Raw genomic sequence first — 26,909 nt, 5'->3', positions numbered from 1 at the left:
CCACAAAGGCTTTTTTTTTGCTATTTTTTCTTCAAAAGCGCTCGGAAGAAGAACAGCCTGAGCGCATACAAATCAGAATAGACCACATCTGTCGGCATTTCAAAGGATACATCGCCAGAAAACTGTAATCCAACCTCCGCCAAAACTTGCTGTAGTCGAGCTAAATTGATTAGCGGGTAATCAAAAGTGAGCACGAGCTGCCCATCGTCTTTTAACACCCTGTGAAATTCACTGAATGCTTGCACCATAACCGGGTCTTCGAGATGCTCGAGAACAGAGATGCAAAATACAGTATCAAACTTTTGATTTGAGTACGGCAAGTAGGTTAAATTGGCTCGACAATAATGAATACCATCAAAATAGTGCACAGGCAGGCTGTCTGCTACCCTTTTCCCAAATACGTCCACAATATCTTGATAGATCGCTTCCTTAGATAGTATCCGATTATCAAGATCACAAGCGTGTACTTCCCTGCAATGATCGGCTAAATAAAATTTGAATGGGTGGCAGATCCCACAAGCTGAATCAAGCACAACGTCATTCGGATTGGCAAACTGTTTGGCCCAAGCATATTCGTACGGTCTACTGTTCCATGTAACGGGCAGCGTAAATATGAAGTGATCGTCTTTTTCATCTGTATTCACAATAAAACGAGAATCACGTATACCCACTGTTGATTCCCCCTTCCATTCCTTCCGAAAACACCGCGGTACCCCTTACCATCGTATTAAACGTAACCCGTCGAGATGACGAAAAGAAAAAAGCCGACCATATCGGCCAGCTTTGCTCACTCATTCCCTTTTATTCACGATGATATTCGTTGTAAACATCTCGTTTGGATACGTTTCGATCATCAGCTGCTTGCTTGATGGCTTCCTTTTTTCCCATGCCTTGTGCGCAGTAATGATCCACGTGCTCCACGATACTCAGTGATTGCCACCATGCATCATCGACTTCCGCTTCCAGCGGACCGGTGTTGCCTTCGACAATAACACAAAACTCACCGCGTACCTCGCCGCTTCTGAGCCATTCCAACAGCTCGTCCAACGTCCCGCGCGCAAATTCCTCGTAGCGCTTTGTCAGCTCTCTTGCCAGGACAGCTCGCCGATTCCCCCACGCTTCCCGCATGGCCGCAAGCGTCTTTTCCACCCGATGAGGAGCTTCATAAAAAATCAGCGTTTCTGGATATCGCTTCAGTCGTTCCAGCTCTTCGCGTCTTTCTTTGTTTTCGCGTCCCATAAATCCGCAAAATACAAAGCGATCAGTAGGAAGACCGGAAGCGATCAAAGCTGTCAACGCCGCATTGGCACCTGGAACGGGGATGACAGAAAATCCTGCTGCGGTCGCATCTCGTACGAGTTCCGCACCCGGGTCGGAAATAGCCGGCAAGCCAGCGTCGCTTACCAAGGCAATCTTTTTGCCCTCGGCGAGCCACTGTAGCAACCCATTTCCACTTGCTTCCTTATTATGCTCGTGATAGCTGACCGTACGTTTTTCGATTTGAAAATGATTCAGCAGCTTTCTCGTCTGGCGCGTATCTTCACACGCGATGACATCGACTTCACGCAACGTATTTAGACACCGCACCGTGATATCATCGAGATTACCGATGGGTGTAGCCACCAAATAAAGGACTCCTGCTTCTTCTGACGCAAAACTGCGTTGCACATTCATTCGGAGGCCCCTCCAATCAATTCTTCTTTTTTCTTGCGCGTTAATCGTTTGATGCTCTCTTCACGCTTGAGACCCCAGGAACGGTCTGCCCCTTCTTCCCAATAGAGCAGCTCCACTGGCCCGCGGCCTCTCGTATACTTGGCACCCTTTCCTTCATTATGAGCAGCCAAGCGACGGATCAGCTCTGTTGTATATCCGGTGTAGAGTGTCCCATCCGCACAAGAGAGGATGTAGACATAGTGACTCTTACTCGAGGGAATCTCGTCTGCCATAATAGATTTCCTGTAGTTCTTCACAGTATTGCTCTCCATTTTCATACACAATCAGCGGCGGCTGAATTCTCAGCTCCGGCTTTCCACCCCTTATTCCCTCGATCAGAACCATATTCGGCTCTGCTTCCCTACGCGGATAAACCAGACGCATTCGTTTCGGCTCAATGCCGTATTGGCGCATAAGCGAAACGATGTCGATCAAACGTGTGGATCGATGCACGAGCGCCAGCTTCCCGCCATTTTTTAGCAACTGACTCCCCACGCGAATGACATCCTCCAAGGACAGCATAATCTCATGACGAGCGATCGCAAAGTGCTCGCTGATGTTTTTCTCCCCACTGGTCGCAGGCATATATGGGGGATTGCAGGTGATCAAATCGAAATTCCCGTGCCCAAACAGCGACACCGCATCCTTCACATCGCCATGATGCATCGTAATTCGCTCGTTCAAACCATTCAATGTCACATTGCGGCTCGCCATGCTGAACAAACGCTCTTGAATTTCGATTCCATCAAAACTGGCTTCTGGCGTACGCGTCGTCATAATGAGCGGTATAGCTCCATTGCCCGTGCACATATCCAATACTTTTCCGCGCTTCGGCACCGATGCGAATCGCGCCAAAAGAACTGCGTCCATGGAGAAGCAAAACACCTCGTGGCTCTGGATTATTTTCATTTCATGTGTCAATAAATCATCGATGCGCTCTGTTTCGTACAGCGGCACGTTGGTGACAGGTTCCATCTGCGACTCGTACTCCCTTTTGTTCTTGTCTTATTATTCCTATCCGGAAAAAAGCGACCTGACACGTGGCCCAGGTCGCTTTTTCATGTGGTGCTGGTTACTCACCGCTTATTTTTGAGGGCCGCCGCTCAGGAATGAGAGACAGAACAGGCAATCCCCTTCTTTTCGCAGGCTGCCGAAATGCACATTACAGATATGAAATCCTTCCGCGTACAAACGGGCTAGGTTGTCATATCCTTCGCCGACCACTGCCTTTTTGGCTTTTTCCTTCGCGACAGGGCTTGTTCCCTTTTGTTTTGCTTGGGAGCCGGTCTTTTTCCTGTCTAGTCGGTTGCGAAGGTGCTGGTTTTCAACGAGTAATTGGGCGTTTTCCTCCATCAAAACAACGATGACGTCTTTCAATTCACCAATTTCCTTATAAAGGTCGCCAATACGTTCTTCAATGCTCGCCATCTTGACGAAGATTTCCCGTTTGTCCACTAGCTCACCTCTCCCCTACCCCCACACTTTATTCAAAGGTGGGGAGACCTATCGCAATCTCATCCAATCCGAATTCGGTGACACGTTTGTCAATTGAAAGCTCTACTTGAACAGATTGGTCAAGCACGTTTACGGAAACGACTCGTCCATTCCCCATCGGGGTGGTGACCAATTTGCCGACATCCGGCATCTCATCCTTCGAGCTTTCATAGTTGTCGTTCTCGTATTTTAAACAGCACATCAACCGGCCGCATAGACCAGAGATTTTGGCTGGATTCAACGAAAGATTTTGGTCCTTGGCCATTTTGATCGAGACAGGCTCGAAATCGCCGAGGAACGTCGAACAGCAAAGCAACCTGCCACAAGGCCCGATCCCGCCGAGCATTTTGGCTTCGTCACGCACACCGATCTGGCGAAGCTCAATCCGGGTGCGGAATACGGAGGCGAGGTCTTTTACAAGCTCACGGAAATCAACCCTGCCGTCAGCAGTAAAATAAAAGATAATCTTGTTGCGGTCGAACGTGTATTCCACATCGACCAGCTTCATATCGAGCTTGTGCTCTTTGATCTTCGTCTGACATACAGCAAAAGCATTCTTGGCGGCTTGCTTGTTTTCATCCACCTGTTTTGCATCTCGCTCGTCTGCCATCCGAATGACCTTTTTCAGCGGCAATACGACATCAGACTCAGCCACTTCTTTTTTGCCAATGACGACCTTGCCAAATTCGACCCCTCGCGCCGTTTCCACGATGACGGTGCAGTCTTGCTCAATCGGCAGTCGGTCAGGGTCGAAGTAATATATTTTGCCCGCTTTCTTAAAGCGGACCCCAACAACCTCGTACAAGGGTTATCCCTCCTGGAATTGAAGAACCAACCGCTCAAGAGCCAACTGTGCGTTGGCATTTCGCTCTATCCGATTTTTCGTCTCCATGACCAAATCTATCCCACGCAAGAGCTCAGCTTTTGTCCATACCAGTGCTTGTCCTTGCAGCACATCCTGTTGGTCGCTGTTAATGAGATGGGCATGCCTGCCTACTTGCAAATACAGGATATCGCGCAGCCAAAGGATGAGCAAATCTAAAAAGAGGGGTAGTTCCTCTTTACTTTTGTCGCTCTTTTGCAACATATCATGGATCGTTAAGAGTGCAGATGAATTGCGCTGTTTGCACTCCTGCACCAATTGTATCACTAGATTTCTTAGCTGTGCAAACGATTCTGATTGGCTGAGTGTCATAGCTTCTTCCACATTTGTCGTAATGTGGGAGGCAACCTGCGCCATTCCCGCCAAAACGCCCTCTGCACGCAACTTTTCCGCAATCGATTCTGCAGAAAGTGGTGAAAATTGAACGATTTGGCATCGAGATAAAATCGTAGGAAGAATCGCATGGCTGTGCTCTGTCAAAAGTAGTGCCAGTACACCAGCGGGCGGTTCCTCCAGAAACTTGAGCAGACTGTTGGCAGCCTGTGTCGTCATTTTATCGACGTGCTCGATGATATATACCTTGCGTGACGACTCGACGGCGCGCATCGCCATTTCTTTTTGCAGCGAACGGATCTGGTCGATCTTAATCGAAGCCCCATCAGGCGTAATAAACAACACATCCGGATGGTTGCCACCATCTATGCGCCTGCATGTAACACAGGCCCCGCAGGCGTCTGCCTCCCTTTCCGAACAAAAAAGGGACTTCGCCAGATGCAGGGCCATCTGCTTTTTACCTGAACCTTTGGGACCCGCCAGCAAGTAGGCGTGTGCCAGTCGTTCGTTGCGCAAACTATGAGACAGCAGTTCCTGTGCTCGTGGCTGCTGAGAAAAACGGGTCCATGTCATGATGGTTTCACACCCACTAAAAATACAAATTGATCAACATGCCGCGGATTTCGCCAATCCTGGCTAACAAATCAATCGTTGGTGCCTGCTCGCTCAAGAGCTCATCTGTCAGCTTGAGCAGCTCTGCATCCACCTCTTTGACGATCTTGTACAGCCTGCTGCGACCACGTCGATTCATTCCTCGTCTGTCATCTAAGGCAATGCCGAACTTCACAGCCTCTTCCATGAACTGCTTGACGAGATTTTTATAAGCATAGAAGTCACGAACGGCGCGGGAACGAGCAAGAATCTGTCCCTGCTTGTCTATGTCTGTCAGCAGCCGGGTAAGCTTCTCCTGAGACATACGTTCGTCTTCTCCTTGAATCATCGTGCCAAAATTCAGCTTTTCCAGTTGAGGATTCTTGCGTGAATCCGTCGTTTTAATCAAGTCCAGTTTAGGCCGTAACCCATCACTGATTTTCATATCGCCACCTCCGTCGCCCGATCCAATACAGGGTTTGTCCCCATGAGATCAAGTATATACGAAAGCTGCGAAAAAAGAGAGAAGGAACCACATTAAAATGAGTGGAACTCCCCGACATCCAATACGAATACTGCCGCACCACCCACCTGTACTTCCAGCGGATATGGCATGAACGAGTCTACAGCATTGCTGAGTGGAGAGACGGGAGTGACCATTTGTTTGCGGGATTTGCAATTATGCGCAATGATGTCGATTACTTCCGGCACGCTTTCGTCAGACGTACCGATCAAAAAAGTTGTGTTACCGGCGCGTAAAAAGCTACCCGTACTAGCCAGCTTCGTAGCACGAAAACCTTTTTTTACCAGTTGTTGAGACAGACGACCACTATCTTTATCTTGGACGACCGCAACTACCATTTTCATCGGCTATCACCCTTTCTCCCATGATCGATTCCCAATTTGACTTCTTCATTGTATGAAAAACACGTAGGCTTGGTACGTTATTTCGCTTAAACATATTATACAGCATGTACATCATCCTGCGGTACAGGGAACCTTACAGCCTTTACAATCTGTCTAGCAGTGCCTGTAGGGCAGATTGATATACTTGTTCCATCGGCTGCTCGGCATCAATGACGACAAAGCGCTCTGGGTCGCGTTCCATGACCAGCTGATACCCTTCTCGAACAAGCTCATGGAAACGCATCCCTTCCAGATCGAGACGATTTACTTCTCGTCCACGGGAAGCATTAATCCGTGCCAATCCGGTTTCGGGTTGTACATCAAAGAATAAAGTCAATTCCGGCATACAGTCTCCGACAGCAAATCGGTTAATCTGGTAGACAGCATCAATACCCAATCCCCGCGCATGTCCTTGATAGGCGAGACTACTGTCGATAAAACGGTCGCACAGTACCAGCTTACCCTCTGCCAAAGCAGGTAACACCTTTTCCGCCAAATGCTGACCACGTGCTGCCGCATACAAGAGAGCCTCTGTTCTTTCATCCATCTGCGTGTGGGCCGGATTCAAAATAATTTCCCGAATTTTTTCGGCGATATCAATTCCACCGGGCTCACGAGTCAAAAGCACATCGACTCCCCGCGTTTTCAGCTCTTCGTACAGCTTGGCGATGACGGTGGATTTCCCAGCCCCTTCTCCGCCTTCTATCGTAATAAATCGGCCTTTTTTTCCTGTTGCCACTTCCATACTCCTTCCACCCCTGTTGTAGCAGGCCAGTTGCTTAAATTATCGTAAAACCTGTATCGTTTGTAGCTGGTCGTCTTGTACGCCGTGGAATCGTGTTTGTCCTCTCGCCAATTCCTTTAGCATCGCCAGACTTTCTTCATCGATCCGCTCGCCTGGCACCAGCACCGGAATCCCTGGCGGATATGGAATCACCATCTCTGCCACAATGCGTCCCAGAGCCTGCTCCAAAAGAATGGACTCCCTCGGGCAATCAACGGCTTCATGCATCGGCAATGCCTGCTCGCGCAAATAATGGGAAGACACGACTCCCGCCAAAAGAATGCGCTCCTCCCCCGGTTCTACTTGTGGCGCCATCGATTCAAGCAATCTACACAAAGCTTCCAGGTCACGGGAGGCTGTTCCTGTCGAGGCTGCGAGGAGTACATGAGAGTCATCCGCCAGCTCCGAGAAAATCCCGTGCTTTTCCATCCATTTCTGCAAGTCAAATCCACTGAATTGGGCTGTTCGCAAATGAAAAAACAGCTTCAACGGGTCAAGCGTAGCGTATACGCTGTTTGTGGACAGGCGCGGCCAATCCAGCCAGTCCAGTCGATCAAGTCGCTCCCGAAACTTGTCCAAAAGCGGCAACAACCTGTTCCACTCCTCGGTCGCCTCCAACACCAGATGACGTCTGGCTACATCGAGCGAAGCCATCAGCACATAGGATGGGCTGGAAGACTGAAGCATGGCGAGATGGCGGAACAACCGTTCACGATCAATCCGCTCCCCCTGAATATGCAGCATCGAGGACATCGTCATCGCTGTTCCCATTTTGTGTGTCGATTGGACCGAAGCATCTGCACCTTCCTGCATAGCAGAACGCGGAAAGGCAGGATGGAACCCGTAGTGGGCACCGTGAGCTTCGTCTATTAAAAGCGGTACGTCAAACCGATGGACAGTAGCCGCCAATTTCGCCAAATCGATACCCATTCCATAATAGGTCGGATTCGTCAAAAAAACTGCCTTGGCATCGGGGTGTGCAAGCAGCGCACGCTCTACATCTTCGCGCCTTACACCCGCAGCGACTCCTGTTGCCAGATCGACGGCAGGTACTAAAAAGATCGGGGTTGCTCTCGCCATCATAATGCCGTTGAATACAGATTTATGGCAATTGCGTTGTACGAGTATCTTGTCGCCCGGTCTGCATACCGTCATGATGAGGGCGATATTTCCTACTGTACTTCCTCCGATCAAAAACTTGGTCTGTTCCGCATGGAAGGCTTGCGCCGCCAAATCCTGCGCTTCTGCAATGACACCCTGTGGCTGATGCAGGTCGTCTGTCCCGCTAATTTCCGTTACGTCCAGCTCCAAAATGTCTTGAAAGCGATTTTTCGCATGGTTGTCAAAGCTGTTGCCCATTTTATGTCCTGGCACATGAAACGGATGCGGCCGATGCTTGGCGTGCCGTTCAAGCTGTTCATAAAGGGGCGCACGCTTTTGTCGCTCCCGAAATTCAACATCTCTCTCCAACACGCGCGACTCACGTCCTTTATTTTTATTCCCCTATTTTAGCATGATTTGGACACGCATGAATCCAGCAAAAAAAAGACACCGGAATGCACCGATGCCTTCTTTCTTCACGCATCTTTTCGCAACCAAATGCGTCTCATCTGATGAATAAAAAACGGATACTTTTCATCCTGTACATCGGTATTGACCATTTCCTGTTCGCACCGTTGACAGATAAACTGCTCACAAATGGCGATTCCGTCATTCTGCTCCTGTTCACAGACGATACATCGCTGAGCAACTTTTTCCATAGTGAAAACGCCTGCCCTTTTCCTCAATATACCAATCATTATACCCTATTATAGTCAGCATCATTCCCAAACGTTCGTGTTTTCGCCGATAGCTCGGTAGGCTTGGAAGTAGGACTGGGCTTCCTGCACAGGGAAGCAAGCTGCCGCATCAATGACATAGGAATGCCTCATTCTGCTAACCAGCTCTGATAACGGCAGCTCTGCAATGGTCGTTCCCGCAGCATTCCCGATCACGAGCAAATCCGCATCCTTTATAGCATCCTGCCACGAATCGTATAGCGTCCAACGCGTCATCCTTTTGTTCGGAATTGGCTTGTCCTCCCCCGTGTACATGGCAACGTCCTTTCCAGCCAACCAGTCAGAAGACATCTGCTCCCATAGCGAATCCTCTCCCCAAAGTACGATCCGCTGTATATTGGCTTTTTGTAGAACGAGCCTGCATTCTTTTACAAGCCATCGAACGATGAGAGAAGAGTCCTGACGGGACGGGTAGAGCCAGCCGTGACCGATTCGTTTGTCCATACCGAGCGCGCGACTGACTTGGAGCAGAGAAATTCCCTTCTCATCGCAGCTGGCACCAAGTTCGATATAAAACTGCTCCTTCCATGCCAGATAGCGAGGCAATTGCCGAAGCGCTTCATCCACTTCGCGCATCCCGCATACCATCGTCACCAGTGAGTATCGAGCGAGCTGCCTACAGAGGAATCGCATCCATCTCCCATCAGGTTCCCCCCCAAGCAAAGCACGCTCGTGGGTAAATAACGCCATGCGAATGACCTCATACTCCCCGGTGTGCTCGTATTGGGTATGTAAAGTATCCGCCCAGTCGTATGGCACATCACTTCCGTAGACAAGCGCGAGCCATGGCCCCGTCCCCAGCTGTTGCACCCTTTCCTGCAAAAGCTTGCCATCACTCTCTTTTGTCAGCAAAAATCCATTGGCGCCTTCTTGAATAGCATCTGTGCTGCAAACAACCAGCTCGATTCCACATGCTCCTAGCTCATTTCCGAATCTGGCTACAACCTCCTCTGAAATGACCCAAAGCTTCACGCTCTTCTTCCCTCCTTACGCCCTACCCCTATCATTCCTTTTATCCTTTCCATAACAAAAAGCCGTCAGTCTAATCAGGCTAGACAAACGGCTTGTTTCATTCGTTGTATGAGCTTTCTCAAGATTTGCGACTGTGCGATAATGGAAACGCAGACTTTCATTCATCCAGACCGCTGTCAAAGGAAGTGACTTCTCATGAAAGAAACCGCCGCCCATACGATCTATAGCTATAAGCTGCTCTATCGTTTTCGCTGGCAATTCGTCGGCTACCTTTTTCAACTGCTGTTAATAGGCTTGTCCCTTATTTGGCACTCATTCATGCTACAAGTCCCCGCTTATACGCTGATTGTGACATTAGCGATTCTACCCGTTATACCGATCTGTCATTTGGTCTTATTTAGATTGTATGCCCTTTTGCGCGGCCATAAGCCAAAGACAACTGCCGATATGCTCGTCTCTCCATGGTGGGGGGCAGGCTATCCACTTCCCATCCCGCTCTCTGTCTATCGGGGAAGTGAGCTGACGGTAAACGTTGGGAGTATGGCGATTGCAGCCGGGGCTTATGTGTGGCTTTCGGAAGGATACGGACTCACTTTGATCACCGGAACGTTGATCGTCTCGCTGCCACGCCTCCTCGCCCTCCTTACTTCCTTTCGTCTGCCAAGTCGTAGCCGTGTGAAATACGAGGATCGCGGCGTTGCTTTTTTACTTACCGATGGATAACCGAATCGATACACCTTTACATAACCCATAGCTTGATGACAATCAACGCCGCCAATCCAGGCAAACGGAGAAGTCCGACGAGCAGAGCCGTCACCGGGTTGATCGGGATGTGGAAGTTAGCCAGCTCTCCAACCAGATTGGTGAAAAACAGCAATAGTGCGCCAATCACGACTTGCATGATCCCAAATCCAATCCACCTGATCGGGCCCGTGACAGATTTGCTGACGGCAATCACCAGCAAAATTCCAACTACAATCAGTGCTATAACCCACCCTGTAGTCATCGGCTTTTCCTCCTATGCCTGTTGGCGATTCCTTTCGCGCTTTGCTTGCGCGAGCAAATACATATACCGCTTTTCGGTCACATGCAAATAGTAAATGACATCATCCAAACCGCCATCCGGTTCACTGATCTCCACAAGATGGCGGGCATGCTGCCAGTCCATTCGCGCCTGATTGACTGCCACATCCAAGCTCGCTTCATTCCATTCCACCACGAACCGTGCTTTTTTTCTCCACCTACTCACCAGCAAGCTTCCCCCTCATTGAAAGTAGTAAAGTACCCCTGTCATGTTGTTCAACGCATGCAACAAAACGGCTCCCCAGATTGATTGGTACCGATGTCGAACGAATCCGAGTAAAAGTCCAATGACAAAAAGTGGAGCAAATAGGGCGAGATCCATATGTAGGAGCCCAAACCAGAGACTGCTCAGGAAAATACCCAAAAGAGGCCCAATTCTCTGAACCAGATAAGTCTGAATCACGCCCCGAAACAAAATCTCCTCCGCAATCGGAACCAAGATGCCAATGACCACGAGTGAGGTGAGCGCCGCCAAAATATCCGTTTCTTTCGCCTGCACAATCTCTTTTTCGATCTGCTGCTCTCGCTCTGAAGATAGAGACAGTCCAAACCAGTCGGCAATTGGGTTAGTCACCACCGCATCCATCACTAATGCAATCAAAAGAAACAGAGCAGCGAGCATCAACAGCATCTGGCCTAGTCGTACAGGTCGGCGAACGCCGATTTCTCCCAGTCGTCCACGAAACCACAGTGGAATCAAAATCAACAGGAACAGTTGAAAAATAGCTGATTCCAATATCCCTCCGATCGTTCCAATGGAAAAGAAGGTACCTTCCAGTAAAAACCCATACAACAGCAGTACGCCCGTTTGAAACACATGCAGCCAAGCTACAATATGCAGTACATCATTCCCTGTAAGCTCGTCATATTGCCACAGCCATGACGTTAGCTGCCGTCTTTCTCTTAGCAGGCTCACAATGAAACCAACGGTCGCAAGGAAGCTAAATACCGTCACCCCAAATGCAAGTAATCCTAACCACACCTCCGGTTGCCCGACGGTACTAGCGACCCACTTTCCGTCTACTCCCTTGTGAAAACGAATCATGGATAACTCCGCAGCAAACATGAGCCAATACCCAATAAACAGCATGATCGCCCATGGAGTGGACTTTTGTCGCCGTATCCCACTCGCAAGCGACAGTCCTGGTCCTGTCAGCATCTCCTCACGCTCCTATTTCACTGTATGTCTCGTCCATTCAAAAAAGTCCGGCATTTCTATTAAGATTGCAAAGCTTTGATCTGATCTTCTGCTACTTGCTTGAGATATTCATTACGCGTTCGTAAAAATCTCGTCATATACGCCTCCAGGAACAACCAATCCGCGAGCTTTCCCAAAATACCCAGCGGAGATGTGTAATCAAAAATGTCGATCATCCTCGTCTGATTGTCCGTAATCGGAATGAACTCATGCGTGTGATGAAACCGTTTGAATGCGCCAGAAACCATTTCATCCACGAAATAGCACGGTTCCTCCATCTCTGTGATTTTCACCGTCAAATTCTGCTTGATACCGAAGTGAATGGCTTCCCAGGTAACAGTCTCCCCCAGGTTTATTAGTCCGCTCGTTACTCCACCAATGGCTCTCTCCTTCGTGCTGGCGGTTGATTCCATATGCAAATCAATGCTTCTAGCAGCATCAAAGCAGACCTGTCGCGGAGCATCTATCAAAAACTCCATTCGAATAACTGGCATCCTGCATCCTCCTCTTGAAACAAAAAAAAGACAGGCAGACCCCGTCTTCTTTTCTATCTATAGCGTACTTTAGGATAATATTTAAAAAGTCGTCCTTTCAGCACCGAGAAAGTGGCGAGAACCTGAAGAAGGAGAACTTTTTAAAATTCCTTTATAGGTCGCGTCTGCCTTCCAATGCTTTGGTCAGCGTCACTTCATCGGCGTACTCCAAGTCTCCACCGACTGGCAAGCCGTGGGCGATACGCGTCACGCGAATGCCAAAAGGTTTAATCAGCCGGGAAATGTACATCGCTGTTGCTTCCCCTTCGATATTCGGATTGGTCGCCAAAATGACTTCCTTCACCTGCTCGTCACCGAGGCGCTTCAACAGGTCAGGAATGCGAATATCCTCCGGACCGATCCCATCCATAGGAGAAATCGCCCCGTGCAAAACGTGATAATACCCTTCAAACTCTCGCGTCTTCTCCATCGCTACCACGTCTCGCGGCTCTTGCACCACACAGATGATGGAGCCGTCACGGCGTTTGTCCCGACAAATATGACATGGATCGAGATCGGTAATATTGTTGCAGACCGAGCAGTAATGAAGCTGACGCTTGGCATTGACCAATGCTTTTGCCAGATCAAGCACGTCGTCCTCTTTCATATTGAGCACAAAAAAGGCAAGCCGCCCAGCCGTTTTGGGACCAATGCCGGGCAATTTCATAAAACCATCAATGAGCTTTGAGACCGGTTCTGGATAAAACATCGCCTACTCCTCTTTTCCTGCCCAATTTTTAGAACAGGCCTGGGATGTTCATGCCTCCAGTAAATTTGCCCATTTCCTTGCCTACCATTTCATCTGCTTTGCGCAGTGCATCGTTCACAGCAGTGAGCACCAGGTCTTGCAGCATTTCCACATCTTCAGGATCTACTACTTCTGGCTTGATCACGATGTCTTTGATTTGCTTATGTCCATCAATTTTCACAGTGATAGCACCGCCACCAGCAGAGCCTTCCACGATTCTATCTTTCAAGCCTTCTTGCGCTTTTTGCATTTCTTCCTGCATTTTTTTCACTTGCTTCATCATTTGTTGCATTTGCTGCATGTTTTTCATTGAGGTATCCTCCCTAAATGGTTATGAGTGTATGATTTAGTCTTTGACTTCAACAAGACCTTCTCCGACGAGCTTGATGGCTTCCGCAAAAAACGGGTCCTCTTCTGGCTCATCAGAAGCGTCTTTTTGACCAACCTGCTGGTCTACACTTTGCCACTCTTCCTCCATGACAGACAAGAGCTGCAAGGGCCTGCCCAACACCGTAGACATAACGCGCTCAATCACGCTCCGAAGCTCTGCCTCCATCGTCTTATCGCAATGGATAGCACTGTTGAAGGTTACGACAACCGCTTCATTGCCGGCAGCTACCGGTTGACCATTGACTAGCCAAGCCTGGTACTGGATCTTGATCTTTTTCAGTTCGGTCAAAATTTGACTCCACTGCCCACGCACTTGTCTCGTCAAATTCTCATCCATGGCCTTCGCGACTTCCCTGACTCTGTTCATCGGGGTTCGTGAACCACCAGAAGCCGCAGCTATGCGCCTTGGTTCGCTCTTACGCGTTTCTTCGGCCTTTTGCTGGCCGGGAGTGCTCACCTGACCTTGCATCACTTGAACCAAACGCTCTTCCAAAACGCGGATACGATTGGACATCGCGGTCAGTTCCTCGCTGTTAACGGGTGAGGCTCCCATAGATTCCGTCGCATTCGCATTAGGCTGGCACATTTTGACAAGGGTTAGTTCAACCAACACCCTTGCATAGGTCGACCATTTTAATTGCGACAAAGCCTGATTGCAGGTCTCAATCGCTGCGTAAAGCACTGGAAACGAGTACAGCTTTGCAACCTCTGCAAACTGGTCATCAATCATGGTCCGCTCGACAATCTCTTCTAGCTGCGGCGCTGTCTTCAATAACAGCATATCGCGGTAATAGTAGAGGAAATCGTGCAGGAACTGCTCCGGGTCCTTCCCTTGCACCATGACTTTATCAAATTGCTCCATGACCTGCGCAATATCATTTTCGGCAATATGTCGCGCAAGCACAGAAAAGTAAGATTGGGCAACTGTGCCCGTAATCTGCATAATATCACTAGCACGAACCTCGTCCTTGCTATAGCTAATCGCTTGGTCCAACAAGCTAAGAGCATCACGGGCTCCACCTTCAGCCATCTTCGCTACGAGCTGCAGGGCCTGCTCCTCCACCTGCACCCCTTGTGACTGGCAAATCCTTTGCAAAAGATCGACCATCACTCTCAGTGGAATTCGGTGAAAATCAAAGCGCTGGCAACGAGAGATAATCGTAGCTGGCAGCTTGTGCGGCTCTGTCGTCGCCAAAATAAAAATGACGTGGGACGGCGGCTCTTCGAGGGTTTTTAACAAAGCGTTAAATGCCTCTGTCGTCAGCATATGCACCTCATCGATGATGTACACTTTATACCTGACGTCGCTCGGGGCAAATTTCACTTTGTCGCGAATGTCGCGGATCTCTTCAACACCCCGGTTGGATGCCGCGTCGATTTCCAGCACATCCGTTACAGAACCGTTGGAGATGGCTCTACACGTATCGCATTGATTGCATGGCTCGCCATCTATGGGCTGCTCGCAGTTCACTGCTTTCGCCATAATTTTGGCTGCACTTGTTTTTCCCGTACCTCGGGGACCGTTGAATAAATAGGCATGGGACAGCCTATTTTCGCGTAAAGCATTACGCAAGGTTGTCGTAACATGCTCTTGTCCGACTACGTCTTGAAAAGTCTGCGGTCGGTATACGCGGTATAGCGCGGTATAAGCCATGTTCGTGTGACACTCCCCATCTGCACAGTCCTCTTCTATATCCTATTCAGTATACACGATTGCCACCGTTCGTACAAAGTGAACGGACATGTCTCACTTAAAAAACGCCCCGTTCACAATTGTGCGGGACGCATTCTACACCTAATATGGCAGCATGATATGGAAGGTCGTCCCAAACCCTTTGGAGGAGACACGGATTTGACCGCCAATATCGTGAATGATTTTTTGGCAGACAGACAATCCGAGCCCTGTCCCTTCCTCTTTTGTCGTAAAAAACGGATCAAAAATCTTATCAATAATGTAAAGCGGAATACCTGGACCTGAATCGTGAATATCGATACTCACTTTATCGCCATCCTGATCGAAATGATGGGAAATCTGAAGCGATCCCTGCTCTCCCATTGCTTCTATTCCATTTTTGCAGATATTAATGAACACTTGCTTCAATAGCTCGTTATCCCCGACGACCATTGGAAGCTTACCGCAAGAGGCAAACTGGACATCAATTCCGTACAGATTCGCCTGCGACTCGACGATCGGCAAAATTTCCTCAAAAACGGTATTTAAGTCGACCATGGAATATTGAATATTACGCGGCTTGCTCAATAGCAGGAATTCACTGACTAAAGAATTGATGCGATTGATTTCTGTGAGCATGATTTCGGTGTACGTTTTCTCCCTCTCCATGCCACTGTCACCAAATAACTTGAGGAACATTTGCAGAAAACCTTTGATCGAGGTAAGGGGATTGCGAATCTCGTGTGCTGTACCAGCAGCAATTTGCCCGATCATCGCCAAGCGTTCATTCCGCTCGAGCTTTTGGGCGAAGGATCGCAGGTTTGTTATGTCTTTGAAAAGAATAAACGCCCCCACTATTTTCCCTGACTCGTCTTGGAGTGTATTTGCGTCGACAATCAGCTCATAGCGTTGGTTGTCATTCGTCCAGGAAGTCGCGACATTTTGCAGCTTTACGCCTTCCAACAGTTCTTTTTTAATGAACCGATGCGGTTCGGGGATGCCGCTAAATACTTGATCGACGTGCTTATTGATGACGTCCAGTCTCTCCATACCCAGTAGCTTACACGCCGTCTGACTGGCTTCGATAATGATCGATTTCTCGTCGAGGATAAACAAGCCCATGCTTGTATCATAGGTCAGTTTGGTCAGCAATCGTTGCGATAAAAGCTGATCGCTTTCTTTTAGGAGTTGGGGAAAATGAATCATGTACAGAAGTTCTTCTGCTTGCTGTGCCATGATCATGACAGATGTGTTCCTGCATTTCCCTTGTTTATCACGCCATTCCAGTTCGACCTCGCCTTTGGTTCCCACTTCTTCTTCCCTTCGCAAATATTCCTCATACAGGTGCTCTATGGAACCTCGATGGGGAAGAAGAGAGCTGATTGGCTGATTGACTAGTTGATCGCGTGAATATCCGGTTACACGAAGCAGTTGTTCGTTGACCTCCACGATACTACCCGCTTGATTCACCAACAAAACGGCAGTAGGCAGTTGATGCATGAACCGCTGCAATCGACCGGACGAGCCAACGAGATGTAACGAAGAAAGTGCACTCATTGCTTGTCCCTCCTGGCCTATGACGTATTTTGAAAGGAAAGAAACCGAAATCCTTTCCGCCTATTATGAAAATTCGTGAAAATACTCATAAAACCTTCATTCTATCCGCTTGAAAAGCATGGAAATGTTTCGCTAGTTATCGTCAAATTGCAACAAAAAATAATTGGATCGTAAAATAAACATAAACAAAAATAGCATGCTTCCCTTTGGAAACATGCTATCTGTACATGCGTGATAAGTACCGTGCACCTATCTTCGATAATTCTTATCCAAGCGTTACTTATGGTAGCAGCTCAGAGCAGGCTACCCTGCGGCACACGCGATGATCCACTTATGGCTGCTTCCTTCCGGACCTGACCAGATTCATGGGTTCGCGTTGCACAGGACCCGCTCCTCAACACCGCCGCCATAAGGCAGCCTCACATAAGAAAACCTAGGATAGGAATTCAACCCCGCTATTGCGGATTGCAGGTTACAGGGCACCGCAACCTCCCCGTCTAGCACGGTAGAATTAGAATACCAAAGTTAATAGCCGATAGCAAGGAGTAAACCTATCCAGTGTTAGGAAATCTCTCTATCCTTACTAACTCTTCCCTTGCAATCCGCCGATTGTGTAATCTGAATAGCTCCATCCTCAAAAGCCTTCTTAAAAATCGAAACAATGGAGGGATCAAACTGTGTTTCTTGGCATCGCAGAATTTCTTCGTATGCCTCATTTGCTGACATGTCTTTGCGATAGGAACGTGTAGAAGTCATCGCATCAAACGTGTCTGCAACGGCAAGAATACGCCCAATCAGCGGGATTTCTTCCCCTTTGAGCTGATCAGGGTAACCTTTTCCATCCCATCGCTCATGATGATGCCGCACCCCTGGACTGATATGAGACAGGTTTTCTATCTGCTCCACAATTTTTCCACTGATGATGGAATGAGTTTTCATGCATTCATACTCGTCAGGTGAGAGCTTTCCTGTTTTTAAAAGGACGTGATCCGGAATGGCTACTTTTCCGATATCATGCATTAATCCAGCATAACGTAAATCATCTCGTGAAAAGGCAAGCTGCTCCTGTTGCTGTAAATAATCATAGATGATAAGGGCGTAGTGTGTAACTCGTTCTGAATGTCCTGCTGTATAAGGGTCCTTCATCTCTACGGCTAAATAAAAGCTGCGAACGATTTGATCCAGGCTCTGTTGCGAATACTGCCGCTCTCGGGTAATTAACGAATGCATCTGTTCTGCCATGGTGTTGAACTTATTCTCCAATAGCGTTATTTCTTTCATTCCCTGTATCGGGACGCGTATAGAAAAGTCCCCTTTCAACAAGGAGTCAGTGGCGGATACCAAGCTATAGATCGGCTCACCAATCCATTTTGATAAACGATGAGCCACATAACAGGCAAATAAAACAACGATAAAAAGGGTGACAAAAAAGATGAGGTTCAATCGTTGTAATCGTTCATTAATCCCCTCTCTTGGCAACCACTCAAAATAAGCACCACCGCTTTTTTCAGATACTTGACGGTATACATAAATGTCCTTGCCTTGGATGAGCAAAGAAAAGAGTCCTTTTTCATTGGATTGTTCCCACTGATTGCGCACCATTTCATAATGAGGAAGCCCCGAAACATGGCTTCCAATCATCGCTTTATCGGTGTGAATCATAATGGTTCGGGAGGGGGAAAGTACCATCATGCCATACTCTTTTGGAACGACGTAGGTACGGACCCAGTCAGTCAATTTATCGAGATCGATTTCCACCAATAAGTGTCCCGTAGCTTTTGGAGTCAAACCCTCCAGGCGCTTCTCGAGAAAAAATGATCTTGGATACTCCTCTTGCTCTCTTTTGGTTAGAAAGTCTATCCTGTTCTCTCCGGTTCCCCATTGCTCTCGTTCCATAAATTGATTATCCGCACTCCAGCTCTTATCTTCGCGTAAAGAGAAAACTCTCCCATCCTCACCAAGAAAAACAATATTGCCTACCACGTTTTGATTGTGGGAGAAGCGCTCGAATAGATTTTGGACGGCTTGTTCCTGCGATGGCAATCCTCGCCGGATGCCATTTTTATTTCCTTCTACAAAAGGTGGTCCGTCTGTCAAACGCACAGTCAGCCTATTCGCCAATTCATCGGTATCCTTTTGGATAGACTGAAAAAGAGACAAAAGACGTTCATCGACGAGTCCTATATTCGCATCCATGTTCGTCTTGTATAGCTCAAATACTGCCTCTTTGGCTTGATCATAAAAAAGGAAGCAAATAAAAATAGTAGGACCTAGAATCAATAATAAAAATGTGGAAAATAATCGATCCCTCCACTTCAGGTACACAAGCCTCCCCCTTTTTTCTCAGCTGTTCACTAATCCTATAGCTACACCATTTGTAGTGGGTACGATTATATAGTGTCACTTCACTATTTCCCGCTGGGATCAAACGTAAACCTTTGTTCGAACCAAAAATGGAATCTTTTTCATCCATAGACAAACGGACGCTGTCGTAATATTCTAGCTAAGAATTATTATCGTATGTGAGGAGATGCATCAGATGAGATACATCCTCCTGGTTTTTCTCGGAGCATGTAGTTACGGCATACTATCAACCATCGTAAAGCTTGCCTACAAGCAAGGCTATTCGCCCGCAGAGGTAATTGGTGGGCAAATGTTTTTGGGCTTTGTGCTGACCTGGATACCCGCTCTTTTCTTCCTGCGGACCAAGCCTCCCCTTCGCCAGTTGCTACTATTGGTCGCTGTCGGTCTGACTGTCGGTTCGACGGGAATGATGTACTACAATGCCCTGCAATATATCCCAGCCTCGATCGCCATCGTCCTTTTGTTCCAGTTCACGTGGATGGGCGTACTGATTGAAGCTGTGATGACTCGAAAGATGCCTGGAAAGGAGACGATTTTTTCCCTCCTGTTGCTGCTGACAGGGACACTTTTTGCAGGAGGAATTTTTGAGAGCGGTGGATTGGCCCAATTTCATATCCTGGGTGTCATATTCGGCCTTCTCTCAGCCGTTTCTTTTACGTTGTTTATTTTGTTCAGCGGGAAAACCGCCATTTCTGTTAATCCGTGGCTTCGTAGTTCCAGCATGGCGACGGGCTCTTTTCTGTTGGCCAGCCTGATTTACCCACCTGCTTTTCTATTCAACGGAGCATTGTTGGACGGGTTGTTTCCATACGTATTTTTACTCGCCTTTTTCGGGATTTTGATCCCGACGGTTTTTTTCAATTATGGTATGCCCCACATCGGACCGGGGATGGGAGCCATATTGGGAGCAGCTGAGCTACCTATGGCTGTACTCTCCTCCTATGTCATTCTGAATGAATCTGTCTCTATACTCCAAGTCAGCGGTGTCCTGATCATTTTACTCGGAATCATCTTGCCGGAATGGCTGCGCCAGCGAAACATTCGAAGAAACAAGGTTACCTCATAAACGTTGTCCAAAGCCCATCCATTGTGCCACTACCGCACAGACGGACGGGTTTTTTTATGATAAAAATAAAAAAACCTCTGCTCCACGCAGAGGGGTTGTTGACTTCGTCATTATTCCATTCGGGTTACTCTTTTCGATCAGGATCGATCATCAGTGGCTGTGGCGCAGCTGCCATGCTTTTTTGTTTTCTCCAAACGGTAAATCCATAATAAGCAGCAGCAATGAGAACGAGTACACCTAATACAGAAAAAATCACAGTTCGATTATTTAACAAGGCCACATAAGAAGTAAGCAGCTCCACCTTATTTCCCATGAAATGACCAAGCAAAAACAAGATCAGTGTCCATACAAAACCGGTTGTGTACGAAAACAGAGCGTACCGTGGAAACGTCATTTTCCCGATCCCGACCAAGTAAGGAACCACATGCCTGACGACAGGAAAGAAATAGCTGATACATAGAGCGTAGCTTCCGTAACGATCGAGCAGCGACTGCGCTTGCTCTACATACTTGTTCATTCCTTTTTTGCGACTAATCCAGTTCAGTGCAGGTGCACCTAGCCATCTCCCGAGCACATATCCCAATGACAGCCCAGACACAACACCCAAATAGGTTGCAATAAATGCAGGAAAGACATGCAGAAGTCCCATCGAGGTCAGCACTCCCGCAGACAGCACGATCACCTCGTCAGGAATCGGCATACCAACAATCCCTAGCCATAACATAAAGAAAAGCGCAAAATACCCAAACTGACCCACAGACTGGGACAGCATATCGACAATCATTTTGAAATCCTCCTAGCCAACACCCTTACCATCATCCTTTCGGCAGATGTAGACAAAGGCAGGTGGCAGATTCAATGGAACCATTTTCACCGATACTTGTTCAAATACAGAGGAAAGCTGCTTTTTCATTTGCAGCGAATATTGAAAGGCGACAAATACTCCGCCTGGTTTTAGCGCATGATATACCTGATCCATAATTTGATCACGCAGCTCTTGTGGGAAGTTGGCAAATGGCAATCCTGACAAAATACAGTCGGCTTTCCCCAGTCCTGCGTCCGTAAGAACCCGATTCAAATCTACCGCATCTTCGTGGAATCGTACATCGGGAAATTGTGGTTCCAACCTCATGCGCATCTTGGTCTCCTTTTCAAAGGATACCAGTACGGCTTCCGGTTTTTTCTTTTGCTCGATCCACTTCGTAAAAATCCCCGTTCCTGCTCCTAATTCCACAATTGTATGTGCTTGCTCCCAGTCGATGGGCGCAACCATTTGTTTACAAAGCGCACGGGAGCTAGGAGTAATACTGCCAACTTGGCCAGGTGACCGCAAAAAATTATAGAAGAACATCATCCGATCCTTCATGCTGGATGGATGATGACAATCGATCATCATGTTTATATACTCCCTTCTCAGTTCTTGCTTATCCATATATCATATCCAAAAAACATTACGAATTATCTACCAAAAACAAAAGATTTTCTTACTACTATAACAGTAAACGAATGTAAATAAAAATTCCTCCGTCTATAGTCGGAGTAAATAATCACGCTTATGATGGTTTTTTGAGTGATTTCTATACGTTACAATGTCACTAGATCAAGATTTACATCGAATCAAGGAGGACTTATTTATGGATTATAGAGGTGTAAAAGTCATAACGCACGCTAGCACATTTTTTGCACCGATCCTTGTGCCCATTCTGGTCTGGCTGCTCGTACAAAATCGTGACGCCAAAAATATGGCGCTGCAAGCTTTGTTCTTCCATATCATTATGACGGTGCTCATCGCGATTTCCTGGTTCTTCACCTTCTTGTTGATCGGGATTCCGTTCCTGATTGTGTTTGGACTGATGGCGATCTACTACCCGATTAAAGGTATCCTTTACTCCTTAAATGGACGCCCGTTTTCCTACCCATTCGTTGGTGGGATTGGCCGATAATCTCGATACACAACAAAGACCAGCTATCCTTTGGTAGGAAGCTGGTCTTTGTGTTCAGGTAGAGCCTAATTTCAATCGAGATTAGGAGCCTACTGTGAAGCGCTCATTTTGATGCTTCGGATTTTCGATTTCATCGAGCATCGCCACTGCATAGTCAGCGTAGCTCACATAGCTCTGTCCGTTCGCGTTCACTAACAGATGGTCTTTTCCGAGTCGGTACGCGCCTGTTCTCTCTCCTGCTGCGTCAAAAAAGGCAGATGGACTGATATACGTCCATTGAATGCCGTTTGATTCTTCCAATACACGCAAGTACTCTCCATGCTTTTGTGCAGTTGCCAAGTAAGCCTTAGGGAAATCAGGAGTTTCTACTAGGCGCAGTGTTTTGGCTTCGTCTACAAACAAACTGCCTGCACCACCTACAACGAGCAAACGAGTAGAAGGAGCACCCTTCAATGCTTCAATCAGAGCCTTCCCAGACTCGACATGCAGATGTTCTTGACCTGCTGGTGCGCCAAAAGCGTTTACGACTACGTCAAATCCATTCAAATCTGCTGCTGTCAGGTCAAACACATCTTTCTGAATCACAGCTACATCTTTTTGCTCGATTTTGGATGCATCACGCACAATCGCTGTCACTTGATGGCCACGATCCAACGCCTCTTTCATAATTACCTTACCTGCTTTACCGCTTGCTGCTACAATTGCAATCTTCATGATGATATTCCCTCCGTTTTGTATGTTTTAGATGTAACTTGATTAGTTACAACACTTCCAAAAAGAATAGGCGTTTACCGCATCGCCTTGTTGTAATCATTTTAGTTACAACGAAACGAAATGTCAACCCTGTTTTTTTAACAAATAAAAAAGCACCGGGGTATTCACACATACACCAGGTGCTAGCTGTTACTTCTTTTTTTTCGGACCACTCCAGGTGATGAACCCGCCTTGCAGGTGAGCCATCTGCGAAACGCCGTGTTTCTTTAAAATTTTTGCTGCCCGCTTGCTACGCATCCCGCTCCGGCAGTATAGCAATATATCGTTTTTGCTGGAAATTTCTTTTGCACGTTGGTCGAGCGCAGACAAAGGGATATTCACTGCTGATGGAATGTGACCCGCTTTATATTCGTGCGGTTCGCGTACATCGATGAGCAGCACCCTGCTTTTTTGGTTAACCCGTTCCTTGAACTGATCTGACTTGAGATTTTCCAACCCCTTTACAGGAAGGAAGCGAGAGATGAGATACCAAATAATGACCGCATAGGCGAACAGCAAAAGAATCGTAGTGAAACTCATAGGAAGCTCCTCTCCAAAATCGGTTTAACGGCTCTTGACCAAAAGCTCTACGGCTTCTTTCACCAGCTTGCTCGTGTCTCCTCCAGCAGCCTGTTCCTCTAACAAACAGCGTTGCAGGTTTTCCGCTACAATCTGGGCAATCGCCTTGTCTGAAGCGTTGCGAACGGCAGAGAGCTGCGCTACTACGTCTTTGCAGTTTTTCTGCTCGTCCATCATTTTCAGCACACCGCGGACTTGTCCTTCGATTCGTTTTAAACGTCTTTTGATATCGTCACTATAGTTGTAATCCATAAGAATTCCTCCTGTTTCCCGACAAGGCATACGTATCAATCTTGGAACTAACTTACATACAGGTATCTTATGCGAAATACAGGCAATGTCAAGCCAAGCGCCTACGCGGGCTGTATTAAATAAACAGGTTTACTTTTGCCTGTGTCGCATCCCCCAAATAAGCAGCTACACCTGCATACTCCATTCCGTCAAGCAATTCCTCCTGCTTGAGGCCGAGCAAGTCCATCGTCATCGTACAAGCGACCAGCTTCACTCCCTGCTCCTGTGCCAGCTCGATGAGTTGTGGAAGCGTCAGGGCATTGTGCTTTTTCATGACATGCTTGATCATTTCTGGCCCCATGCCCATCATGTTCATTTTAGACAGTCCGAGCTTCTTGGCGCCCCTTGGCATCATCCAACCGAACGCTTTTTCAAGCCATCCCTTTTCTACCTTCACGATCTCGTCTTTGCGCATCGTATTGAGTCCCCAGAAGGTGAAGAAAATCGTGACATCATGATCATAGGCAGCAGCTCCGTTCGCAATAATAAAGGCTGCAATTGCTTTATCCAAGTCACCGCTAAACAACACAATCGTCGTTTTTTCTTTTTGTTTTTCCATGTAAGAACACTCCTTCATAATACTCATACTTGTATAGGTATAAAAATAAGCGAAAGAAGCTTTTGCAACGAAAAGCGTCTTTCCTTATAGAATGTCACTCCAAATCTTGATCGCCGTTGCACAAATCAGCACAATCAGGCCATAACGCAAATATTTCACATCGCTCTTGGCGCTGACCATACTGCCCACCGGCGCCCCCAAAACACTTCCGATGACCGTATACAAAACGGGCAAGAGCGGAATTTGCCCACCCGACAGCTTCCCGATCACACCACCTATTGCGGAGATGAATACAATAGCCAATGATGAGGCAATCGTCACCCGCGTAGGTATTTTCAGCACGGTCAGCATGATCGGAATGAGGATGAACGCTCCCCCTGCACCGACAATCCCGGATACGATTCCTACAACAAATGCAGCACCAGCAGCAATAAAGCGATTATATGCGACCTCCCCTGCTGCCGCTTCTGTCCCTCTATTTTTCACGAGCATCAAAATCACAGCGATGATTGCCAGTATCCCGTACACCAAATTAATGCTTTCATTCGCCAAGTATCGGGAGAGAGCTGCACCAATCAGGCTTCCCGCCAAGATGCTTACCCCCATATCTCTGACGAGTCCTTTATGAATCAGGGGCGAGTTTTTCCCGTTTCTTTTGCGGAAAGCCAGTACGCCAGACAGCGACGCGAAAAATACTTGAAACATCGATATCACCGAAACTTCTTGGGCGGAAAACTGCGCTACCCCTAGTGCCGGTGGTATAAACAGGAGCATCGGATAGCTGATGATCGCTCCGCCAATCCCAAGCAACCCGGAAAAAAAGGAGCCGACAAAACCGATAGAGACCATAAGCAGAAGCTGCAAAACGTCCATATATCCTCCTTGCATTCCTACCTAACACATCGGAATGCTCAACCCTCTTTTCAAATGAACCATCTTCAAGTAAAATTAATTCCAAGTAAATAACTATGAATAAGGTGATTTCAATGATTCCCTTTTTCAAATCCATTTTTCAGCATCGGTGCCCCACCTGCCAAGAACCTTTGCGCTCACACAATAATGCCTTGTTCAGTGAAAAGCAGTGCCCAAATGGCCATTACAAAGAAGAAATCTATACGCACCTTGGCGTACGTATCGTTTATGAAAATCAGGAGTAAGCGAGCACGACACGAACCGTTAGCGGCTTCATCCAAAAGTGCTCGCTTCTGTCTCCCTACAGCTTTTTCACTAAAAATTTGTATACACCGTTCTCAACCTCATGGGAAACCAGCTCATTCCCGGTTTGCTTGACCCAAGCGGTGAAGTCGTTCAGAGAGCCTTTGTCCGTCGAGAGTACCTCCATGGTTTGACCAGATTGCATTCCGTCCATTGCTTTTTTTGCTTTGACGATTGGCATCGGGCAAGCCAGGCCTTTTGTATCTACCACCATATCCGCCATTTTTTATTCCTCCTGTTATATAAATGCGTGATCAAAAGACGATTTTTTGAACTACCTCTTGGTTATTTATCGTGAATGGCGCAGCGATTTGGCCCTACTTCCATCTCTTGTTGTTCCTCTTCGCTCGGTTTTAATTTCCCCATGTTCACTTGACGAATTTCTTGGTACGCATTCGGCTGCGGCGGCAAATGATGCGTAACGATATGCCGGAATTCACTTTCATCCGCAATCGTTAGCCCTGGATTGTTGCGATACAAGTCACCCAACCGGGCAGATACGACACCCATTGGACCAATCTCCGTGTAGCTGCCAAAATGAGCAGGCAGCACGACTAAATGCTCGGGAAGCTCTTTATATCGATTATACAAGGTGTTATGCAGGTCTCCCACCCAATCTTCTGCTTTCCCAGCCAAATCCGGACGTCCGATCGAAGCTACGAACAGACTGTCTCCTGTGAGAAAATACGTATCATCGACAAGCAGCGACGTACTCCCGATGGTATGTCCGGGGGAGTAGATCGGCAGGATCGCGATTTTGGTTGCACCCACCTGGATTTCCTGCCCTTCCTCTAGCTTACGATAGAAATACGTAACTTCTTCCGCATCTTTTTCTGGAAGCCAATACGATGCATCGAGTCGTTCTGCCAGCTTCTTTCCACCAGAAATATGGTCGGCGTGCAGATGGGTATCGATGGTGTGCTTAATCGTCCATTGATGCTTTGCTGCAAATGCTTCGTACACATCCGTCATCCGCAATGTATCGACGACAGCCGCTTCCCCTCCTGATACGATCATGTAAGACAAGCAGCCTTTCCCAATGCGGACAAACTGATAAATCGCACCGCCATCACGGAGTTCTCCCACCTTCACTGGCTCCAGATGATCACTCCACGCCTTCATGCCTCCTTGCAGGTAAGAAACATCCGTAAAACCCGCTTCTGCCAGCATCTCTGCGACAAAAATAGACGAGCCCTCTTTTGCACAGACAACCAACACCTTTTGATGCACAGGGATTTTCTCCAGAACACTCTCCACCCCATCCAGCAAATCAAAGTAAGGGATGTTCATGCTCACGACTCGATGCCCTTCGATTCGCCAATTCTCATAATCGCTCGTATTGCGAACGTCTAGAATAAACAATTCCTCCTGCGCAAAGAGAAGCTGCGTTAGCTCGTGTGCTGTCATCACCTTCACACTTGTTTGTTGTTCCATCATCTTTCCC

Annotated in this window: 34 protein-coding genes and 1 other RNA gene; 3 read left to right on the top strand and 32 right to left on the bottom strand. The window is 47.6% G+C overall.

The features are described 5' to 3' along the window. Nucleotides 1–20 precede the first annotated feature (20 nt). The 13 genes from BBR47_RS00575 to BBR47_RS00515 form a co-directional block, all read right to left on the bottom strand. On the bottom strand, nucleotides 21–671 hold the full coding sequence (locus BBR47_RS00575; RefSeq protein WP_012683860.1) for a class I SAM-dependent methyltransferase: 651 nt from the start codon (nucleotides 669–671) through the stop codon (nucleotides 21–23). A gap of 130 nt (nucleotides 672–801) precedes the next feature. Next, nucleotides 802–1,674 carry a 16S rRNA (cytidine(1402)-2'-O)-methyltransferase gene (rsmI, locus tag BBR47_RS00570; RefSeq protein ID WP_012683859.1) on the bottom strand — a complete coding sequence of 291 codons (873 nt, stop codon included), beginning with the start codon at nucleotides 1,672–1,674 and terminating at the stop codon, nucleotides 802–804. Further along, entirely contained in the window at nucleotides 1,671–1,946 is a 276-nt protein-coding gene (locus tag BBR47_RS00565; protein WP_007719905.1) for a GIY-YIG nuclease family protein, read from the bottom strand. Before BBR47_RS00565 ends, rsmI begins: the two co-directional genes overlap by 4 nt. After that, nucleotides 1,921–2,688, bottom strand: coding sequence for a tRNA1(Val) (adenine(37)-N6)-methyltransferase (locus tag BBR47_RS00560; RefSeq protein ID WP_007719904.1), 768 nt, complete (start codon nucleotides 2,686–2,688; stop codon nucleotides 1,921–1,923). The genes BBR47_RS00565 and BBR47_RS00560 overlap by 26 nt, the downstream gene beginning before the upstream one ends. Nucleotides 2,689–2,796: 108 nt before the next feature. Next, a complete protein-coding gene (gene yabA, locus BBR47_RS00555; RefSeq protein WP_012683858.1) occupies nucleotides 2,797–3,168 on the bottom strand; it encodes a DNA replication initiation control protein YabA in 372 nt (123 codons plus the stop codon). A 28-nt stretch (nucleotides 3,169–3,196) separates the two neighbouring features. Next, complete coding sequence (locus BBR47_RS00550) at nucleotides 3,197–4,012, bottom strand: PSP1 domain-containing protein (protein ID WP_012683857.1); 816 nt, start codon at nucleotides 4,010–4,012, stop codon at nucleotides 3,197–3,199. A gap of 3 nt (nucleotides 4,013–4,015) precedes the next feature. Then, complete coding sequence (gene holB, locus BBR47_RS00545; RefSeq protein ID WP_012683856.1) at nucleotides 4,016–4,996, bottom strand: DNA polymerase III subunit delta'; 981 nt, start codon at nucleotides 4,994–4,996, stop codon at nucleotides 4,016–4,018. A 16-nt stretch (nucleotides 4,997–5,012) separates the two neighbouring features. After that, the gene (locus BBR47_RS00540) at nucleotides 5,013–5,459 is read right to left on the bottom strand and encodes a YaaR family protein (RefSeq protein WP_012683855.1); all 447 of its coding nucleotides are present in this window, start codon (nucleotides 5,457–5,459) and stop codon (nucleotides 5,013–5,015) included. 92 nt (nucleotides 5,460–5,551) lie between these two features. After that, a complete protein-coding gene (locus tag BBR47_RS00535) occupies nucleotides 5,552–5,881 on the bottom strand; it encodes a cyclic-di-AMP receptor (protein ID WP_007719896.1) in 330 nt (109 codons plus the stop codon). A 142-nt stretch (nucleotides 5,882–6,023) separates the two neighbouring features. Further along, complete coding sequence (gene tmk / locus BBR47_RS00530; RefSeq protein WP_012683854.1) at nucleotides 6,024–6,665, bottom strand: dTMP kinase; 642 nt, start codon at nucleotides 6,663–6,665, stop codon at nucleotides 6,024–6,026. A 39-nt stretch (nucleotides 6,666–6,704) separates the two neighbouring features. Beyond that, a complete protein-coding gene (locus BBR47_RS00525; RefSeq protein WP_012683853.1) occupies nucleotides 6,705–8,177 on the bottom strand; it encodes an aminotransferase class I/II-fold pyridoxal phosphate-dependent enzyme in 1,473 nt (490 codons plus the stop codon). A gap of 104 nt (nucleotides 8,178–8,281) precedes the next feature. Further along, entirely contained in the window at nucleotides 8,282–8,464 is a 183-nt protein-coding gene (locus tag BBR47_RS00520) for a sigma factor G inhibitor Gin (protein WP_007719893.1), read from the bottom strand. A gap of 60 nt (nucleotides 8,465–8,524) precedes the next feature. Continuing rightward, the gene (locus BBR47_RS00515) at nucleotides 8,525–9,514 is read right to left on the bottom strand and encodes a hypothetical protein (protein ID WP_012683852.1); all 990 of its coding nucleotides are present in this window, start codon (nucleotides 9,512–9,514) and stop codon (nucleotides 8,525–8,527) included. Between the two features lie 195 nt (nucleotides 9,515–9,709). Here BBR47_RS00515 and BBR47_RS00510 point away from each other — a divergent pair, with 195 nt between their 5' ends. Then, entirely contained in the window at nucleotides 9,710–10,237 is a 528-nt protein-coding gene (locus BBR47_RS00510; RefSeq protein WP_012683851.1) for a hypothetical protein, read from the top strand. Between the two features lie 16 nt (nucleotides 10,238–10,253). Here BBR47_RS00510 and BBR47_RS00505 read toward each other — a convergent pair whose 3' ends face one another. From BBR47_RS00505 to BBR47_RS00465, 10 genes are all read right to left on the bottom strand, one after another. After that, complete coding sequence (locus tag BBR47_RS00505; protein ID WP_012683850.1) at nucleotides 10,254–10,520, bottom strand: pro-sigmaK processing inhibitor BofA family protein; 267 nt, start codon at nucleotides 10,518–10,520, stop codon at nucleotides 10,254–10,256. 12 nt (nucleotides 10,521–10,532) lie between these two features. Next, nucleotides 10,533–10,763, bottom strand: coding sequence for a DUF2508 family protein (locus tag BBR47_RS00500; RefSeq protein WP_012683849.1), 231 nt, complete (start codon nucleotides 10,761–10,763; stop codon nucleotides 10,533–10,535). Between the two features lie 15 nt (nucleotides 10,764–10,778). After that, entirely contained in the window at nucleotides 10,779–11,756 is a 978-nt protein-coding gene (locus tag BBR47_RS00495) for a CPBP family intramembrane glutamic endopeptidase (protein WP_012683848.1), read from the bottom strand. A 59-nt stretch (nucleotides 11,757–11,815) separates the two neighbouring features. Then, nucleotides 11,816–12,289, bottom strand: coding sequence for an SRPBCC family protein (locus BBR47_RS00490; protein WP_012683847.1), 474 nt, complete (start codon nucleotides 12,287–12,289; stop codon nucleotides 11,816–11,818). A 151-nt stretch (nucleotides 12,290–12,440) separates the two neighbouring features. Next, nucleotides 12,441–13,037, bottom strand: coding sequence for a recombination mediator RecR (gene recR / locus BBR47_RS00485; protein WP_012683846.1), 597 nt, complete (start codon nucleotides 13,035–13,037; stop codon nucleotides 12,441–12,443). Nucleotides 13,038–13,065: 28 nt separating this feature from the next. Further along, nucleotides 13,066–13,377 (bottom strand): YbaB/EbfC family nucleoid-associated protein, encoded by a 312-nt coding sequence (locus tag BBR47_RS00480; protein ID WP_041749751.1) that lies wholly within the window; start codon nucleotides 13,375–13,377, stop codon nucleotides 13,066–13,068. A gap of 45 nt (nucleotides 13,378–13,422) precedes the next feature. After that, nucleotides 13,423–15,120, bottom strand: a complete 1,698-nt coding sequence (gene dnaX / locus BBR47_RS00475) for a DNA polymerase III subunit gamma/tau (protein ID WP_012683844.1) — start codon at nucleotides 15,118–15,120, stop codon at nucleotides 13,423–13,425. A 141-nt stretch (nucleotides 15,121–15,261) separates the two neighbouring features. After that, nucleotides 15,262–16,695 (bottom strand): PAS domain-containing sensor histidine kinase, encoded by a 1,434-nt coding sequence (locus BBR47_RS00470; protein ID WP_012683843.1) that lies wholly within the window; start codon nucleotides 16,693–16,695, stop codon nucleotides 15,262–15,264. A 241-nt stretch (nucleotides 16,696–16,936) separates the two neighbouring features. Further along, nucleotides 16,937–17,201: signal recognition particle sRNA large type (ffs, locus tag BBR47_RS29875), an RNA gene on the bottom strand. A gap of 55 nt (nucleotides 17,202–17,256) precedes the next feature. Next, nucleotides 17,257–19,020: an HD-GYP domain-containing protein gene (locus tag BBR47_RS00465; RefSeq protein WP_012683842.1), complete on the bottom strand. Its 1,764-nt coding sequence runs from the start codon at nucleotides 19,018–19,020 to the stop codon at nucleotides 17,257–17,259. Between the two features lie 214 nt (nucleotides 19,021–19,234). On the opposite strand from BBR47_RS00465, the gene BBR47_RS00460 reads away from it, so the two are divergent. Continuing rightward, nucleotides 19,235–20,125: an EamA family transporter gene (locus BBR47_RS00460; RefSeq protein ID WP_012683841.1), complete on the top strand. Its 891-nt coding sequence runs from the start codon at nucleotides 19,235–19,237 to the stop codon at nucleotides 20,123–20,125. A 124-nt stretch (nucleotides 20,126–20,249) separates the two neighbouring features. On the opposite strand, the gene BBR47_RS00455 is transcribed toward BBR47_RS00460, so the two are convergent. Next, nucleotides 20,250–20,909, bottom strand: coding sequence for a DedA family protein (locus BBR47_RS00455; protein WP_012683840.1), 660 nt, complete (start codon nucleotides 20,907–20,909; stop codon nucleotides 20,250–20,252). A gap of 12 nt (nucleotides 20,910–20,921) precedes the next feature. Continuing rightward, the gene (locus BBR47_RS00450) at nucleotides 20,922–21,521 is read right to left on the bottom strand and encodes a class I SAM-dependent methyltransferase (protein ID WP_012683839.1); all 600 of its coding nucleotides are present in this window, start codon (nucleotides 21,519–21,521) and stop codon (nucleotides 20,922–20,924) included. A 238-nt stretch (nucleotides 21,522–21,759) separates the two neighbouring features. Between BBR47_RS00450 and BBR47_RS00445 the strand changes: the two genes are divergently transcribed. Further along, nucleotides 21,760–22,068, top strand: a complete 309-nt coding sequence (locus BBR47_RS00445) for a DUF4870 domain-containing protein (protein WP_012683838.1) — start codon at nucleotides 21,760–21,762, stop codon at nucleotides 22,066–22,068. An 81-nt stretch (nucleotides 22,069–22,149) separates the two neighbouring features. Here BBR47_RS00445 and BBR47_RS00440 read toward each other — a convergent pair whose 3' ends face one another. From BBR47_RS00440 to BBR47_RS00410, 7 genes are all read right to left on the bottom strand, one after another. Then, nucleotides 22,150–22,782 carry an NAD(P)-dependent oxidoreductase gene (locus tag BBR47_RS00440; RefSeq protein WP_012683837.1) on the bottom strand — a complete coding sequence of 211 codons (633 nt, stop codon included), beginning with the start codon at nucleotides 22,780–22,782 and terminating at the stop codon, nucleotides 22,150–22,152. Nucleotides 22,783–22,971: 189 nt separating this feature from the next. Beyond that, the gene (locus BBR47_RS00435) at nucleotides 22,972–23,361 is read right to left on the bottom strand and encodes a rhodanese-like domain-containing protein (RefSeq protein WP_012683836.1); all 390 of its coding nucleotides are present in this window, start codon (nucleotides 23,359–23,361) and stop codon (nucleotides 22,972–22,974) included. Between the two features lie 24 nt (nucleotides 23,362–23,385). Then, complete coding sequence (locus BBR47_RS00430; protein ID WP_012683835.1) at nucleotides 23,386–23,652, bottom strand: metal-sensitive transcriptional regulator; 267 nt, start codon at nucleotides 23,650–23,652, stop codon at nucleotides 23,386–23,388. A gap of 115 nt (nucleotides 23,653–23,767) precedes the next feature. Then, entirely contained in the window at nucleotides 23,768–24,250 is a 483-nt protein-coding gene (locus tag BBR47_RS00425; protein ID WP_007719857.1) for a DsrE/DsrF/DrsH-like family protein, read from the bottom strand. Between the two features lie 84 nt (nucleotides 24,251–24,334). Continuing rightward, entirely contained in the window at nucleotides 24,335–25,123 is a 789-nt protein-coding gene (locus tag BBR47_RS00420; RefSeq protein ID WP_012683834.1) for a sulfite exporter TauE/SafE family protein, read from the bottom strand. A 340-nt stretch (nucleotides 25,124–25,463) separates the two neighbouring features. Continuing rightward, a complete protein-coding gene (locus tag BBR47_RS00415; protein WP_012683833.1) occupies nucleotides 25,464–25,688 on the bottom strand; it encodes a sulfurtransferase TusA family protein in 225 nt (74 codons plus the stop codon). A gap of 62 nt (nucleotides 25,689–25,750) precedes the next feature. Next, nucleotides 25,751–26,902: an MBL fold metallo-hydrolase gene (locus BBR47_RS00410; RefSeq protein ID WP_012683832.1), complete on the bottom strand. Its 1,152-nt coding sequence runs from the start codon at nucleotides 26,900–26,902 to the stop codon at nucleotides 25,751–25,753. Nucleotides 26,903–26,909 lie beyond the last annotated feature (7 nt).

The sequence above is a fragment of the Brevibacillus brevis NBRC 100599 genome, from assembly GCF_000010165.1.
Lineage (GTDB): Bacteria > Bacillota > Bacilli > Brevibacillales > Brevibacillaceae > Brevibacillus > Brevibacillus brevis_D.
This window is presented reverse-complemented; position numbering and strand designations above follow the sequence as displayed.

Coding starts and splice junctions, on each gene's coding strand:
- BBR47_RS00490 (WP_012683847.1), bottom strand. CDS start 12,289: ATGCCAGTTATTCGAATGGAGTTTTTGATAGATGCTCCGCGACAGGTC.
- BBR47_RS00470 (WP_012683843.1), bottom strand. CDS start 16,695: ATGAGTGCACTTTCTTCGTTACATCTCGTTGGCTCGTCCGGTCGATTG.
- BBR47_RS00560 (WP_007719904.1), bottom strand. CDS start 2,688: ATGGAACCTGTCACCAACGTGCCGCTGTACGAAACAGAGCGCATCGAT.
- recR (WP_012683846.1), bottom strand. CDS start 13,037: ATGTTTTATCCAGAACCGGTCTCAAAGCTCATTGATGGTTTTATGAAA.
- BBR47_RS00495 (WP_012683848.1), bottom strand. CDS start 11,756: ATGCTGACAGGACCAGGACTGTCGCTTGCGAGTGGGATACGGCGACAA.
- rsmI (WP_012683859.1), bottom strand. CDS start 1,674: ATGAATGTGCAACGCAGTTTTGCGTCAGAAGAAGCAGGAGTCCTTTAT.
- BBR47_RS00430 (WP_012683835.1), bottom strand. CDS start 23,652: ATGGATTACAACTATAGTGACGATATCAAAAGACGTTTAAAACGAATC.
- BBR47_RS00425 (WP_007719857.1), bottom strand. CDS start 24,250: ATGGAAAAACAAAAAGAAAAAACGACGATTGTGTTGTTTAGCGGTGAC.
- BBR47_RS00410 (WP_012683832.1), bottom strand. CDS start 26,902: ATGATGGAACAACAAACAAGTGTGAAGGTGATGACAGCACACGAGCTA.
- BBR47_RS00415 (WP_012683833.1), bottom strand. CDS start 25,688: ATGGCGGATATGGTGGTAGATACAAAAGGCCTGGCTTGCCCGATGCCA.
- BBR47_RS00440 (WP_012683837.1), bottom strand. CDS start 22,782: ATGAAGATTGCAATTGTAGCAGCAAGCGGTAAAGCAGGTAAGGTAATT.
- BBR47_RS00445 (WP_012683838.1), top strand. CDS start 21,760: ATGGATTATAGAGGTGTAAAAGTCATAACGCACGCTAGCACATTTTTT.
- BBR47_RS00460 (WP_012683841.1), top strand. CDS start 19,235: ATGAGATACATCCTCCTGGTTTTTCTCGGAGCATGTAGTTACGGCATA.
- BBR47_RS00520 (WP_007719893.1), bottom strand. CDS start 8,464: ATGGAAAAAGTTGCTCAGCGATGTATCGTCTGTGAACAGGAGCAGAAT.
- BBR47_RS00565 (WP_007719905.1), bottom strand. CDS start 1,946: ATGGCAGACGAGATTCCCTCGAGTAAGAGTCACTATGTCTACATCCTC.
- BBR47_RS00540 (WP_012683855.1), bottom strand. CDS start 5,459: ATGAAAATCAGTGATGGGTTACGGCCTAAACTGGACTTGATTAAAACG.
- BBR47_RS00420 (WP_012683834.1), bottom strand. CDS start 25,123: ATGGACGTTTTGCAGCTTCTGCTTATGGTCTCTATCGGTTTTGTCGGC.
- BBR47_RS00435 (WP_012683836.1), bottom strand. CDS start 23,361: ATGAGTTTCACTACGATTCTTTTGCTGTTCGCCTATGCGGTCATTATT.
- BBR47_RS00450 (WP_012683839.1), bottom strand. CDS start 21,521: ATGATGATCGATTGTCATCATCCATCCAGCATGAAGGATCGGATGATG.
- BBR47_RS00505 (WP_012683850.1), bottom strand. CDS start 10,520: ATGACTACAGGGTGGGTTATAGCACTGATTGTAGTTGGAATTTTGCTG.
- BBR47_RS00455 (WP_012683840.1), bottom strand. CDS start 20,909: ATGATTGTCGATATGCTGTCCCAGTCTGTGGGTCAGTTTGGGTATTTT.
- BBR47_RS00535 (WP_007719896.1), bottom strand. CDS start 5,881: ATGAAAATGGTAGTTGCGGTCGTCCAAGATAAAGATAGTGGTCGTCTG.
- dnaX (WP_012683844.1), bottom strand. CDS start 15,120: ATGGCTTATACCGCGCTATACCGCGTATACCGACCGCAGACTTTTCAA.
- tmk (WP_012683854.1), bottom strand. CDS start 6,665: ATGGAAGTGGCAACAGGAAAAAAAGGCCGATTTATTACGATAGAAGGC.
- BBR47_RS00480 (WP_041749751.1), bottom strand. CDS start 13,377: ATGCAGCAAATGCAACAAATGATGAAGCAAGTGAAAAAAATGCAGGAA.
- holB (WP_012683856.1), bottom strand. CDS start 4,996: ATGACATGGACCCGTTTTTCTCAGCAGCCACGAGCACAGGAACTGCTG.
- BBR47_RS00510 (WP_012683851.1), top strand. CDS start 9,710: ATGAAAGAAACCGCCGCCCATACGATCTATAGCTATAAGCTGCTCTAT.